Raw genomic sequence first — 12,458 nt, forward strand, 5'->3', positions numbered from 1 at the left:
CGGCGCAGTGGCTTAGCCGAACAGGACCGCGGCTTCGTCGTAGCGGTTCTGCGGGACGGTCTTCAGCTGGCCCAGGGCCTCCTCGAAGGCGACGTGCCGGATGTCGGTGCCCTTCAATGCCACCATGGTGCCCCAGTAGCCCTCCACCACGGAGTCGATGGCGGCCATGCCCAGCCGGGTGGCAAGGACCCGGTCGAAGGCCGAGGGGACGCCGCCGCGCTGGATGTGGCCCAGGATGGTGGCGCGGGTTTCGATGCCGGTCCGGGCCTCCAGTTCCGGGGCGAGCTGGTCGGCGATGCCGCCCAGGCGGGGGCGGCCGAAGGTATCCAGGCCACGCTCTGAGTGGGGGCTTTCCATGTGCTCGGGAACGAAGCCTTCAGCCACCACCACCAGGGGTGCGCGGCCACGGGCGTGGGCCTCGTTGACCCATTCGGTGATCTGCTCGATGCTGACCTTCTGCTCCGGGATGAGGATGGCGTGCGCGCCTGCGGCCATACCGGCGTGCAGGGCGATCCAGCCCACGTGCCGGCCCATCACTTCGGCGATCATGCAGCGGTGGTGGGATTCGCCGGTGGTCCGGAGCCGGTCGATCGCTTCGGTGGCGATCTGCACGGCGGTGTCGAACCCGAAGGTGTAGTCCGTGGCGTCAAGGTCGTTATCAACGGTCTTGGGGACACCCACGATCTTGAGTCCGGCGTCTGTCAGGCGCTTGGCGGCTGCCAGTGTTCCCTCACCGCCGATCGCGATGATGGCGTCGATGCCCAGCCGGTCCATGTGGGCCTTGATGGCCTCGGGGCCGCCGCCGTTTTCGAAGGGATTGGTGCGGGAGGTGCCCAGGATGGTGCCGCCCTGCTTGGCGATGCCGCGGACCATGGTGCGGGGGATGTCGATGATGTCGCCCTCCACCACGCCGCGCCAGCCATCACGGAATCCGACGAATTCCTGGCCATGGACGGCAATGCCTTTCAGCACGGCGCCGCGGATCACGGCGTTCAATCCGGGGCAGTCGCCACCGCTGGTGAGGATTCCAATTTTCATGTTCGGCTCAAATCCTGGGGAGAGGGTTTACAGGCAGAGCGCCACGCTGAGCTCACCTAGAAGTGTAGTGGGGTGTGTGGGGTACGACACAAACCGGTTACATGGGGAGGCGCCCGGGCAGGGACACCCCGGGACATGGGAAAGGCCCCTGATTTCGTGGATTGTCAGCGAAATCAGGAGCCTTGGGCCCTGCCCCGTGGGCCGGCCCGGTGGGCCGGGCCAGTGGGCCCAGCCCGTGGTGGTCAGTTGAGCGACCGCCGGTCCAGGAACGTCTGGAGCACGATCTCGTTCCGCTGGTCCGGGAGGATCACCCAGGCCAGGAGGTAGAAGACGAATGCCGGGCCTGGCAGCAGGGCGAAGAGCAGGAAGGCGATGCGGACAAACGCAACGTCCACATTGAGCTTGGCAGCTATGCCGCCGCAGACTCCGCCGAGCCACCGCTCCGGGCCGCGCTGCAGGCCGAGGCCCCTGACGATGCTGAAGAACTTATCCATGGTTCAAGACTTCCCTGTCGTTGGTTCGTTGTCACGTTTCCTGGCTGAGAGCAGGCCGCCAACCACCAGGGCCACGCCTGCGCCGATCATGAGCCCGATCAGGACGTAGGTGCCGTTGAGGGTCACGATGCCCAGCTGCGCCACGATGATCAGTGCTGCCAGCGCCAGAACGATCAGTCCCCACACCACCGTCCCCACCCTGGGAGGTGCCGTTCCGGTGCTGTCCTGGCCCGCCGTCGTCGGATTGTTGCTGTTGTCCATGTCAGTTGCCTTCCTGGATTGTGACGTTGCTGAACGTGCCGTCAATCCGCACCACCAGGTGGTTGCCGGGCTTGTCCGCGTTGTAGCTGCTTTCGCGGGTGGTGGTGCCGCCGCGCTGGCCGGTTGCCTCGTTAAGGTTGCCCATGGTCATGTCCGCCTTGATGTCGACGGGCACGTTCTGCGGGATCACGACGGTGACGTTGCTGGCGGTGATGTCCAGGGGAACCACGACGTCGGAGGTCAGCGGGGCGGTTGGGGCGAGGTCCGTGAGGTCCACGGTTCCCCGTCCGGCGGTGATGTCGATGCCGCCGCGTGCCTCCTCGATGCTGGCCGGGTTCCAGTCCACCTGCTGGAAACGCATCCGGCCGTCGTCCAGAGTGTTGTAGATGCCGCCGGTCACCAGTGCGATCACGGCAAAGAGGCTCAGGACGCCGGAGGTCCGGCCGCGGAAGCCCGCCACCAGGATGCCCAGTCCCAGGACTGCTGCCGCACTGGCCCACACAATGGCGTTGGCGGAGCCACCCAGGTCGATGATGTTCGCCGCGTCGAGCGCCTTGAGGCCACCGCCCACCAGGAGGGCAGAACCGGTTGCGATGGCGACGGCTGGGGCGCCGGGACCGGCGGGGCGGGGCTTTTGCGGCCGCGGCGGCACCCACGGTGCGGGGTAGCTGCTGCCCCCGGGGATTCCGCTGCCAGCCCCGCCTGCGCCAGCCCCGCCAGCGCCAGGCCCGCCTGCGCCAGGTCCGCCGGGGACAGGAACGCCGGCGGCACCTTGGCCGTAGGTTCCGGTACCGGTTCCGCTGGTGGCGCCGCCGGTGTAGCGGGGTGCCGCGGGGAAGCCCGGGCCGGATCCTGGGGCGGTGCCAGCGCCCATGCCTGCGGAGGTGCCTGCAGAGAATGATGAGGTGTATTCCCCGGAGGTGTAATTCACACCTGGGCGTCCCGCCGGGTGGGCCGCGCCGGGAGCCCCGGCCGTGTGGCCGGCCATGGTGGGGTGGGCCTTATTGCGCTGGGAGAGGTAGTAGACCAGGTAGATCGCGCCGCCCACCCAGAAGATGGTCCAGAGCAGTCCGCCCAGGCCGTTGTGGCTCCAGCCCCAGAAGCCGCCGCCCAGGCCGGTGAGCCCCAGGACGGTGGCGATCAGGGAGCCCGTCATGCCGCTGGACCAGCGTCCGGCGCCCGCTTCCTGGACGTGGATCCGCCCGTCCGGTTCCGGGAGGAAGGCCCATGCCAGGCCGTACAGGAACACGCCGATGCCGGCCAGGAGGGTCAGGACAATGAAGACGCCGCGGATGATGATCGGGTCCACGTTCAGCCGGTGGGCGATGCCGCTGCAGACGCCGCCGATCCAGCGGTCGTTGCCGCGGTAGATGCCGTTGCTGCGGATCCAGCCGAAGAAATCGGTGGAAGGAGTTGGGGCGGCGGAGCTGCTCGGGAATGCGTAACCCTGGGGTGGGTCAGCCGGACCAATGCCCGGACCAGCGGCAGGGCCGGTGCTGGACCCCGTACTAGGGCCCGTGCTGGAACCTGTGCCCGGGTTCGTGCTGGAGCCACTGTCTGGACCGGACGCTGGGTCCGAAGGCGCTGCGGAGGGGGACGGCAGCGGCTCTGTGGGCCGCTCGCTGTCGGAACCGGGGAAGGCCCCGGAAGGGTGTTCGTCGTCAGGGGAGGGAGTCTGCGAGTTCATACCTCGATCCTCCCGTCCGGCCCCTTCGCCGCTCTACTGGGGGAAACCCTGAACGGCCCCTGACCCGTCCCCGGTATGCGGCCGGATGCGGTCCGGGCAACCCTGATCCGTGTTTGGATTGATCCATGACAACCCTCCCGGTGCGCCCGCCCCTGGCGCGGAGCAGCGACCGCGTCATCGCCGGGGTGTGTTCCGGCCTCGCCGCGCACCTGGGCTGGCCGGTCCGGAACGTCCGGGTTGGCATGGTCCTGGCCGCGTTCGCCGGAGGGGCCGGCCTGGTCTTCTACGCCTGGCTCTGGATCATGGTGCCCACGGCGGATGAGGCCGCGCGTCGCAATGCCCGACGGCCGGCGTCGCCCATTGCTCCCGCCGTCAGCCAGCCCGCACAGGGTCTGCCCTTGCAAAGCCAGCCGATGCAGGAAGCGCCGTCCGACGGCGGAACATCCGCAGGTGCCTTTGGACCCGCTGCATCAGACGGCGCCACGGAGTCTCCCTGGTTCCGGGTGCGCGGGATGCGGTACGGCAAGGAGATCCTGCTCGGCTGCGGGCTCCTGCTGGTGGCCGGCATTATGATCGCGCAGATGCTGGGGGTGGATGTGTCCCTGGGGACGCTGATCCCCGCTGCAGCGGTGCTGGGCGGTGCGTCGATCGCGTGGATGCAGCTGGATGAGACCCGGCGCGCAGGGCTGGTGGACAAAACCAAAGCGGACCAGGCAGGCGGGTGGGGCAGGCTTGCTGCAGGTCTGGCGCTGGTGGTGGCCGGGGTCCTGGTGATGGTGTCCGGCTCGGGCTCCTGGGAACAGACATGGCTTGCCCTGCTGGCTTCCGTGGCCGTCCTGGGCGGCGTGGTGCTGGTCCTGCTGCCGTGGGCGCTGAAGTTCTGGCGGGACCTGGAAACGGAACGGGCCGGCAGGATCCGGGAGACGGAACGGGCGGAAATTGCTGCCCACTTGCACGATTCCGTGCTGCAGACACTCGCGCTGATCCAGCGGCGCGCTGGCAATGAGCATGACGTCGTCCGGCTTGCCCGGGCCCAGGAACGCGAGCTGCGCGGCTGGCTGTTCCAGGATCCCGGCCGCGAAAGCGGACAGCTTTCAGACCGGATTAAGGTTGTTGCCGCTGAGGTGGAAGACCTGCTTGGCAATCCCGTGGAAGTCGTCACCGTTGGTGATGCCGCCATGACCGAGGCGCACGAGGCGTTGGTCCAGGCAAGCCGGGAAGCCATGCTCAACGCCTCACGGCACGGCGGCGGAACCGTGTCCGTCTACCTTGAAGCATCGGAGGGCCAGGCCGAGATCTTCATCAAGGACAGGGGGTCCGGTTTCCAGCTGGGGGATGTCCCGGCGGACCGGCTCGGCATCAGGGAATCAATCATCGGCAGGATGAAACGGCATGGCGGTTCGGCGGCCATCCTCAGCACGGGGGACGGTACCGAGGTCCGCCTGAGGCTGTCGGCTGCAGCAGAACATGCGGAAGGAAAATCATGAACACCACCCAGGGCACAGGTGCCGGAGGCGCCCGCCCGGCCAACTCCGTGCGGGTTGTCATCGTGGACGATCACGCCATCTTCCGGTCCGGACTCAAAGCGGACCTGGATTCCAGCATTCAGGTAGTGGGTGAGGCTGCCACCGTTGAACAGGCCATCGCCGTGATCGCCCAGCAGCGGCCCGACGTCGTCCTCTTGGATGTCCACCTTCCCGGCGGCCTGGGCGGCGGCGGCCGCGAAGTCATTGCCGGCTCCGCCCCGCTCCTGTCCACCACCCGTTTCCTGGCCCTGAGCGTTTCCGACGCGGCAGAGGACGTGGTGGCCGTCATCCGCGCCGGTGCCCGCGGCTACGTCACCAAGACCATCTCCGGGGCCGAGATCACCGACGCCGTGTTCCGGGTTGCCGGTGGCGATGCCGTCTTCTCCCCGCGCCTTGCCGGCTTCGTGCTGGATGCTTTCGGTACCGCTCCCGCCGATATTGCCGATGACGAGCTGGACAGGCTCTCCGCCCGTGAACTCGAGGTCATGCGCCTCATCGCCCGGGGCTACAGCTACAAGGAGGTGGCCAAGGAGCTCTTCATCAGCATCAAGACCGTGGAGACCCACGTATCAGCAGTGCTGCGCAAGCTCCAGCTCTCAAGCCGCCACGAACTGACCAAGTGGGCCGCCGAACGCCGCCTCCTTTAAACGAGAGATGCTCCATCACTTTTGGTTCCTAAAACGCTCTTTAGGAACCAAAAGTGATGGAGCATCAGGTGTTTGGCGCGTCTACTGGGCCTTGCCCAGGAAGTCCTGCAGGCGCTGGACACCGGTGGCCAGATCCTCATCACCCAGCGCGTAGGAGAGGCGCAGGTAGCCGGAGGGGCCAAAGGCTTCGCCCGGAACCACTGCCACCTCAACCTCGTCAAGGATGAGCGAGGCCAGCTCGGCGGAGGTCTGCGGCGTTGCGGTGCCGGACGCCGTCGGGAACTCCTTGCCCAGCAGCGCTCGCACGTCCGCGTATACGTAGAAGGCGCCCTTCGGCGTCGGGCATTCCACCCCGTCGATCGCGTTCAGGCCGGCAACAATGGCCTTGCGGCGGCGGTCAAAGGCAACCTTCATGTCGTCCACGGCCGTCAGCGGGCCTGACACGGCGGCGAGTGCAGCGATCTGCATGATGTTGGAGACATTGGAGGTGGCGTGCGACTGCAGGTTGGTGGCTGCCTTGATGACGTCTGCCGGGCCGATCATCCAGCCCACGCGCCACCCGGTCATGGCGTAGGTCTTGGCGACGCCGTTGAGGATGACCACCTTGTCGCCCAGTTCGGGGGCCGCGGTGGCGATTGACGTGAACGGCACGCCGTCGTAGGTCAGGTGCTCATAGATTTCGTCCGTGACCACCCACAGGCCCTTGGCGGCGGCCCACTTGCCGATCTCCGCCACCTGCTCAGGGGAGTAGACGGCGCCGGTGGGGTTCGACGGCGAGACGAACAGCAGGATCTTGGTGCGGTCCGTCACGGCTGCTTCGAGCTGTTCCACCGTTACGAGGTAGTCCTGTTCGGGCCCGGCAAAAACCTCCACGGGGACGCCGCCGGCGAGCCGGATGGCCTCCGGGTAGGTGGTCCAGAATGGGGTGGGAACGATCACTTCGTCGCCCGGGTCCACCAGGGTGGCGAAGGTGTTGTACACGGCCTGCTTGCCGCCGTTGGTCACCAGGACCTGGGAGGCGTCCACCTGGTAGCCGGAATCACGCAGCGTCTTCTCTGCGATGGCCTTCTTCAGCTCAGGCAGGCCGCCCGCGGGGGAGTAGCGGTGGTACTTGGGCTGGCCGGCAGCTTCGATGGCCGCCTGCACAATGTAGTCCGGAGTGGGGAAGTCGGGTTCGCCCGCGCCAAAACCAATAACGGGCCGGCCGGCTGCCTTCAGCGCCTTGGCCTTGGCGTCGACGGCCAGGGTTGCGGATTCGGCAATTGCGGAAATGCGTTGGGAAACGCGGGCGGCAGACATGGCAGGTCCGTTCTTCGCAGGCAGCCCGGGAGGCTGGAATGTGGGATTCGACGAGTTCTACTCTATGCTGTTCACCGGACCCTCCGGGGAGCCGGTTTTGATTTATGACTGCCCCGGGCAGCACCTTTCAGGCCGGACTTCGGACGGACCGGGCCAGGCTGGTTTTACCTACGCGAAGTTCTTGCGTAGACTGGTTCACCGGTGTTGAAACACGGATGATGGCGTGCGCCCCAGTTCAAACTGGTGCCTGGCCGTCAAAGAGTGGAATTCACTCCATAGGGTAGTGGCGCAATTGGTAGCGCAGCGGTCTCCAAAACCGCAGGTTGCAGGTTCGAGTCCTGTCTGCCCTGCGCAAGCTGCTCCGGGCGAAAGCCCGGGGCAGGCGCAGCAACCATGGTTCTGATCAGGGCCGGGTAATCCACCATTGCAAAGATGAGCGAGGACCAGGTGACCGAAACAGCTGCCAGCAGCTCCAAGGGCCGCCCAGCTAAGAAGGAAGCCAAGGCAAACTTCTTCGCCCGCATTGCACTCTTTGTCCGCCAGATTATTGGCGAACTGAAGAAGGTTGTTGCCCCCACCCGCAAGGAACTGATCAACTACACGCTCGTGGTGCTGGTGTTCGTGGCCATCATGATGGTCATCGTCAGCCTGCTGGACATCGGTTTCGGAACCGCTGTCAGCTGGATCTTCGGCGGCACCGGCCCCAAGGACAGCTAAGGCTGCACGGTCCGCAGGCCGCGTGTTCCACCCGGGAAACCGGAAGGGATGCGTTGGCGTGCGGGATTGAGCCATTTAAATAGGCATGTTAGGCAATGAGGAAGCAGGAGACCAAGTGTCTGAGCAGGAGCTCGAGGTAACCGAGACGGGGCTGGAAGAATCCCCGGACGTCACGGCAGAAGCCGGTGAAGAGTCCGAGGTTGAGTCCTCCACGCCCGAATTCGACGACGCCGCCTCCGATGATGCAGAAGCCGCCGAAGGCGACGCTTCAGACGCTGACGGGGAAGACGAGCCAGCCGACGCACTTGCCGCAGCGGCAGCAACCGCAGCCGTGGACCCCGCAGAGGAGTTCAAGGCCAAGCTGCGCCGCCAGGAGGGTGACTGGTACGTCATCCACTCCTACGCCGGTTACGAAAACCGCGTGAAGGCCAACCTTGAAACCCGCATCCAGACCCTGGACATGGAAGATTACATCTTCGAAATCCAGGTGCCCATGGAAGAAGTCGTGGAGATCAAGAACGCCCAGCGCAAGGTGATCAACCGCGTCCGCATCCCCGGCTACGTCCTGGTCCGCATGGACCTGACCGACGCCTCCTGGGGCGCCGTCCGCCACACCCCCGGCGTCACCGGCTTCGTGGGCAACGCCCACAACCCGGTCCCGCTGCGCCTGGACGAGGTCTTCTCCATGCTCGCCCCTGTCTTCGAAGAGGAGCAGGCCGAGAAGGGCAAGCCGGTCAACAAGCAGAACCAGGCTCCCGTGGCCGTCGATTTCGAGGTCGGCGAGTCCGTCATCGTCAAGGAAGGCCCCTTCGAGACCCTTCCCGCCACGATCTCCGAGATCAAGCCCGAGTCCCAGACCCTCGTGGTCCTGGTCTCCATCTTCGAGCGCGAAACGCCCGTCACCCTGGCGTTCAACCAGGTCACCAAGATCTGAGAATCCTAGAATTCGTCCCGGCGCCGCCTGCTTAGCGGCACCGGAACGGCCGGCCGCCTTGCCATGGCGGCCACAAACCTGAGGCACGCTCCTGTGCCCCAGGACGTTATTGAGAGAAGGACCCTACATTGGCTCCCAAGAAGAAGGTCACCGGCCTCATCAAGCTGCAGATCCAGGCAGGTGCCGCCAACCCGGCCCCGCCGATCGGTCCTGCGCTTGGCCAGCACGGTGTCAACATCATGGAATTCTGCAAGGCGTACAACGCTGCGACGGAAGCCCAGCGCGGAAACGTCATCCCCGTGGAAATCACGGTCTACGAGGACCGTTCCTTCACGTTCATCACCAAGACCCCGCCGGCTGCAGAACTCATCAAGAAGGCTGCAGGCGTCGCCAAGGGTTCAGCAACCCCGCACACCGTCAAGGTTGCCAAGCTGACCCAAGCCCAGGTCAACGAGATCGCCTCCACCAAGATGGAAGACCTCAACGCCACCAGCCTCGAAGGCGCAGCGAAGATCATCGCCGGCACCGCCCGCTCCATGGGCATCACCGTCGAGGGCTAATACCCCTTTCCGCTGTCCAGCGTCGGGCTAATTGACGACGACGGGCGGCACCGCCGGGACACCGGCACCAAACAATTGAAATGTTGGTCATCCGGGCCGGGTAACGAACCGGATCACCGACTGTGGCAGGGCCCAGCGCGGTCCGCAGACCACAACTGCACAAGGAGAAATAAGCAGCATGGCAAAGCGCAGCAAAGCATATGAGGCAGCAGCCGCCAAGATCGACGCGGAGAAGCACTACGCACCGTTCGAGGCAGTAACGCTGGCCAAGGACACCAACCCGTCCAAGTTCGACGCCACGGTTGAGGTTGCCTTCCGCCTGGGCGTTGACCCCCGCAAGGCTGACCAGATGGTCCGCGGTACGGTCAACCTGCCCCACGGCACCGGTAAGACCGCCCGCGTCCTGGTCTTCGCCACGGGCGACAAGGCTGAGGCCGCAATCGCAGCCGGCGCCGACTTCGTTGGTTCCGACGACCTGATCGAAAAGATCGCAGCCGGCTGGACCGACTTCGACGCCGCGGTTGCCACCCCTGACCTCATGGGCAAGGTTGGCCGCCTCGGTAAGGTCCTGGGCCCGCGTAACCTGATGCCGAACCCGAAGACGGGCACCGTGACCCCCGACGTCACCAAGGCCGTCAACGACATCAAGGGTGGAAAGATCGACTTCCGCGTCGACAAGCACTCCAACCTGCACTTCATCATCGGCAAGGTTTCCTTCGACGCCGTGAAGCTGGCCGAGAACTACGCAGCCGCACTGGAAGAGGTTCTTCGCCTCAAGCCGTCCGCAGCCAAGGGCCGCTACATCCAGAAGGCCACCGTGGCCACCACGTTCGGCCCGGGCATCTCCGTTGACCCCAACGTCACCAAGGTGCTCACCGACGCATAGTCGTTGAAAGAAGTTCCTGCACCGGATTCATTTCGGCGCAACCGAAGACCGTCCCGGCGCATCAGCGCCGGGACGGTCTTCTTTTTTGTCCGCCCTCTTTGCCTAAGCTGGCTGCATGGACTGGACCGAGCCGACCGAACCAGCGCCAATTCCTGGCCTCGATGGTTTGGTGATTGCCGCCGTCGGCCTTCCGCCAGCGAAGGGCCAAGGCACCCAGGGTGACAATGGCGCCGTCGAACTGTCCCCGGATTTCCTGGTGTGCCAGGCCATGAGGGAGGCCCATGCCATGGCTGTCTGGGGGGACTTGGAACGCTGCCTCACCCTGGCCGAGGCGCTGGAGTTCTGGCGTGGGAGCCGGTACGAGGAGCGGCATTTGTTCCTGGCACGGATCGGCCCGGAACCCGTGGGACTGTGTTCGGTTACGCTGCCGCGCGGCGCGAGAACCTGGCCACCGCGGGAATCGATGTGCTGGTGGTTCCCCGGTGGCGGCGCAGGGGAGTGGGCCGTGCCCTGCTGGAGTATGCCGAAGCCGTGGCGCGGACTCACGGCAGGTCCTCCCTCGATTCCTTCCATGAACTGCCGCTCGACGCAGTGCGGGCTGGTTCGCAACTGGTCGCCGCGGAATCCGGGGCAGGGCAACTGCCGCTGGACGACCCCGCCACTGCGTTTGCCCTGGCCGCAGGGTACCGGCTGGAACAGGTGGAGCGTTCCAGCCGGCTCAAGCTTCCTGTTCCCGCGGAACTGCTGGACCGGCTGGAGTCTGACGCCTTTGGCCACGCAGGGGACTATGTGCTGACGGGCTGGGACGGGCGCTGCCCGGATCCGCTCGTTGCCGCTTACGCCGGGCTAAGGGCACGAATGAGCACTGATGCCCCTACTGCCGGCATGGATTGGGAGCGCGAGGACTGGGATGCAGACCGCGTGCGTGACGACGAGCTGGTGCTGGTCCGGGGCGGCGTCCAGTCCTCCGTGGCGGCAGCCCTGCACCGACCCACCGGCGAGCTGGTGGCCTACAGTGTCCTGACCTGGCGCCCGCTGGTGCCGGAGTCGCTGATCCAGCAGGACACTTTGGTGGCGGAGGAGCACCGCGGCCACCGGCTGGGCCTGCTGGTCAAGGCGGCCAACCTCCGCCGCGCCCAGGAAAAGTGGCCGCGGGCGCGCTCGGTCCTGACATGGAATGCCAGCGAAAACCAGCATATGCTGGCGATAAATACCGCACTTGGATTCAGGCCCGCTGGCTATGAAGGTGAGTGGCAGAAACGGCTGGGATGATGCCCGAATGGCAATAGACGTAAAGATCGAACAGCTATGGATCCCCGACTCACTGGACACTCCCGACGCAGCGGACTTCCTCGCCGCCGTCGAAGTGGGCCGCAAGGTGCGGATGCAGACGTGGGGCAGTGACGATCTCGCCTACGGTCCGCTGGAGAAGCTGCTTGAGTTCGCGGACCCGTATGAGCGCCAGCTGATCCTCGTGGCCAAAGTGGACGGCGTCATCGTTGGAACCGTCGACATTGCGCTGCCGCTGACAGACCACCTGGACCTCGCCGAGCTCACCCTGGACATCCTGCCTGAATTCCAGCGGCAGGGCGTGGGCCGGCGGCTCCTCGAGGCCGCCGAACAGCTGGCCAGGGGCGAAGGCCGCTCCATGATCCTGGTGGACACCAACCATCCCGGCGCATCCCTGCACGAGTTCGAACAGGCGCAGCTGGTCCCCGGCTCCGGCCAGGGGTTCGTGCCGCTGGAGAGCCGCGAAGTGGAGTTCGCCCAGAAAACCGGGTACACGCTGCAGCACATTGAACAGTTCAGTTCCTGCCTGCTGCCCCTGGATACCAAGCTGGTGGCCGATCTCCAGGCTGAGGCCGACGAAGCGAACAACGGCAGGTACCGCCTGCACCACTGGACCGACCGGTGCCCGGAACGCTGGCTGGAGGCCGTCGCCGTCCTGGAAAACCAGGCGGGGGCCGAACTTGACCCGTCCCTTGACGCGCCTGTTGAGCAGGAAATGGTGTTCGACGGCGGTCTGCTGCGGGAAGCGGAGGACGTCGCCATCGCGCAGGGCCGCAGAACGGTGGTCACCGCCGTCGAGCACATCGCCACCGGAGCCCTGGTGGGCCTGACCACCATCACGGTGCTGGCGCACCGCGCCGACGTCGTCTTCCAGGACGACACCCTGGTGCTGCAGGAACACCGCGGCAACAAACTGGGCCTGCTGATCAAGGTGGCCAACATGGAGCGGCTCAGCGAGCAGTTCCCGGACGCCCGCATCATTTACACCTGGAACGCCCCGGAGAACCGGTACCTTCTGACCGTCAACCGGCAACTCGGATTCCAAACGGCCGGCGTGACCGGGATCTGGCAAAAAGAGCTTCCCAGTCTGCATACCAGCACCAGCTGAGTGCCCGATTT

Annotated in this window: 13 protein-coding genes and 1 tRNA gene; 9 read left to right on the forward strand and 5 right to left on the reverse strand. The window is 65.8% G+C overall.

The window, feature by feature from the left end; all coding sequences use genetic code 11:
* Nucleotides 1–12: 12 nt before the first annotated feature.
* From QFZ60_RS05010 to QFZ60_RS05025, 4 genes are all read right to left on the reverse strand, one after another.
* Nucleotides 13–1,038: an ATP-dependent 6-phosphofructokinase gene (locus QFZ60_RS05010; protein ID WP_056334189.1), complete on the reverse strand. Its 1,026-nt coding sequence runs from the start codon at nt 1,036–1,038 to the stop codon at nt 13–15.
* A 242-nt stretch (nt 1,039–1,280) separates the two neighbouring features.
* Nucleotides 1,281–1,532 (reverse strand): PspC domain-containing protein, encoded by a 252-nt coding sequence (locus QFZ60_RS05015; RefSeq protein ID WP_056334192.1) that lies wholly within the window; start codon nt 1,530–1,532, stop codon nt 1,281–1,283.
* A gap of 3 nt (nt 1,533–1,535) precedes the next feature.
* Nucleotides 1,536–1,793, reverse strand: coding sequence for a hypothetical protein (locus QFZ60_RS05020; RefSeq protein WP_307088741.1), 258 nt, complete (start codon nt 1,791–1,793; stop codon nt 1,536–1,538).
* 1 nt (nt 1,794) lies between these two features.
* Complete coding sequence (locus tag QFZ60_RS05025; RefSeq protein ID WP_307088744.1) at nt 1,795–3,480, reverse strand: PspC domain-containing protein; 1,686 nt, start codon at nt 3,478–3,480, stop codon at nt 1,795–1,797.
* A 125-nt stretch (nt 3,481–3,605) separates the two neighbouring features.
* On the opposite strand from QFZ60_RS05025, the gene QFZ60_RS05030 reads away from it, so the two are divergent.
* The gene (locus tag QFZ60_RS05030; RefSeq protein WP_307088746.1) at nt 3,606–4,967 is read left to right on the forward strand and encodes an ATP-binding protein; all 1,362 of its coding nucleotides are present in this window, start codon (nt 3,606–3,608) and stop codon (nt 4,965–4,967) included.
* Nucleotides 4,964–5,653 (forward strand): response regulator transcription factor, encoded by a 690-nt coding sequence (locus QFZ60_RS05035; protein WP_142117247.1) that lies wholly within the window; start codon nt 4,964–4,966, stop codon nt 5,651–5,653. The genes QFZ60_RS05030 and QFZ60_RS05035 overlap by 4 nt, the downstream gene beginning before the upstream one ends.
* An 81-nt stretch (nt 5,654–5,734) precedes the next feature.
* Here QFZ60_RS05035 and QFZ60_RS05040 read toward each other — a convergent pair whose 3' ends face one another.
* On the reverse strand, nt 5,735–6,952 hold the full coding sequence (locus QFZ60_RS05040) for a pyridoxal phosphate-dependent aminotransferase (protein ID WP_307088748.1): 1,218 nt from the start codon (nt 6,950–6,952) through the stop codon (nt 5,735–5,737).
* A gap of 277 nt (nt 6,953–7,229) precedes the next feature.
* Between QFZ60_RS05040 and QFZ60_RS05045 the strand changes: the two genes are divergently transcribed.
* The 7 genes from QFZ60_RS05045 to QFZ60_RS05075 all read left to right on the forward strand — a co-directional run bounded on the left by QFZ60_RS05045 (nt 7,230) and on the right by QFZ60_RS05075 (nt 12,447).
* Nucleotides 7,230–7,302, forward strand: a tRNA-Trp gene (locus QFZ60_RS05045).
* 82 nt (nt 7,303–7,384) lie between these two features.
* Nucleotides 7,385–7,669: a preprotein translocase subunit SecE gene (gene secE / locus QFZ60_RS05050; protein ID WP_056388913.1), complete on the forward strand. Its 285-nt coding sequence runs from the start codon at nt 7,385–7,387 to the stop codon at nt 7,667–7,669.
* 115 nt (nt 7,670–7,784) lie between these two features.
* Nucleotides 7,785–8,603, forward strand: a complete 819-nt coding sequence (gene nusG, locus QFZ60_RS05055; RefSeq protein ID WP_056334217.1) for a transcription termination/antitermination protein NusG — start codon at nt 7,785–7,787, stop codon at nt 8,601–8,603.
* A gap of 128 nt (nt 8,604–8,731) precedes the next feature.
* A complete protein-coding gene (gene rplK / locus QFZ60_RS05060; protein WP_003803853.1) occupies nt 8,732–9,163 on the forward strand; it encodes a 50S ribosomal protein L11 in 432 nt (143 codons plus the stop codon).
* A 178-nt stretch (nt 9,164–9,341) separates the two neighbouring features.
* Complete coding sequence (gene rplA, locus QFZ60_RS05065; protein WP_307088752.1) at nt 9,342–10,049, forward strand: 50S ribosomal protein L1; 708 nt, start codon at nt 9,342–9,344, stop codon at nt 10,047–10,049.
* Nucleotides 10,050–10,460: 411 nt separating this feature from the next.
* On the forward strand, nt 10,461–11,321 hold the full coding sequence (locus QFZ60_RS05070) for a GNAT family N-acetyltransferase (RefSeq protein ID WP_307088754.1): 861 nt from the start codon (nt 10,461–10,463) through the stop codon (nt 11,319–11,321).
* Between the two features lie 7 nt (nt 11,322–11,328).
* Complete coding sequence (locus tag QFZ60_RS05075; protein ID WP_142117243.1) at nt 11,329–12,447, forward strand: GNAT family N-acetyltransferase; 1,119 nt, start codon at nt 11,329–11,331, stop codon at nt 12,445–12,447.
* Nucleotides 12,448–12,458 lie beyond the last annotated feature (11 nt).

The sequence above is a fragment of the Arthrobacter sp. B2I5 genome (assembly GCF_030816735.1).
In the GTDB taxonomy this organism is placed as follows: domain Bacteria; phylum Actinomycetota; class Actinomycetes; order Actinomycetales; family Micrococcaceae; genus Arthrobacter.

Bases quoted from the DNA above. Each gene is read 5' to 3' on its own strand.
- QFZ60_RS05010 (WP_056334189.1), bottom strand. From the start codon at position 1,038: ATGAAAATTGGAATCCTCACCAGCGGTGGCGACTGCCCCGGATTGAAC.
- QFZ60_RS05015 (WP_056334192.1), bottom strand. From the start codon at position 1,532: ATGGATAAGTTCTTCAGCATCGTCAGGGGCCTCGGCCTGCAGCGCGGC.
- QFZ60_RS05020 (WP_307088741.1), bottom strand. From the start codon at position 1,793: ATGGACAACAGCAACAATCCGACGACGGCGGGCCAGGACAGCACCGGA.
- QFZ60_RS05025 (WP_307088744.1), bottom strand. From the start codon at position 3,480: ATGAACTCGCAGACTCCCTCCCCTGACGACGAACACCCTTCCGGGGCC.
- QFZ60_RS05030 (WP_307088746.1), top strand. From the start codon at position 3,606: ATGACAACCCTCCCGGTGCGCCCGCCCCTGGCGCGGAGCAGCGACCGC.
- QFZ60_RS05035 (WP_142117247.1), top strand. From the start codon at position 4,964: ATGAACACCACCCAGGGCACAGGTGCCGGAGGCGCCCGCCCGGCCAAC.
- QFZ60_RS05040 (WP_307088748.1), bottom strand. From the start codon at position 6,952: ATGTCTGCCGCCCGCGTTTCCCAACGCATTTCCGCAATTGCCGAATCC.
- secE (WP_056388913.1), top strand. From the start codon at position 7,385: ATGAGCGAGGACCAGGTGACCGAAACAGCTGCCAGCAGCTCCAAGGGC.
- rplA (WP_307088752.1), top strand. From the start codon at position 9,342: ATGGCAAAGCGCAGCAAAGCATATGAGGCAGCAGCCGCCAAGATCGAC.
- QFZ60_RS05075 (WP_142117243.1), top strand. From the start codon at position 11,329: ATGGCAATAGACGTAAAGATCGAACAGCTATGGATCCCCGACTCACTG.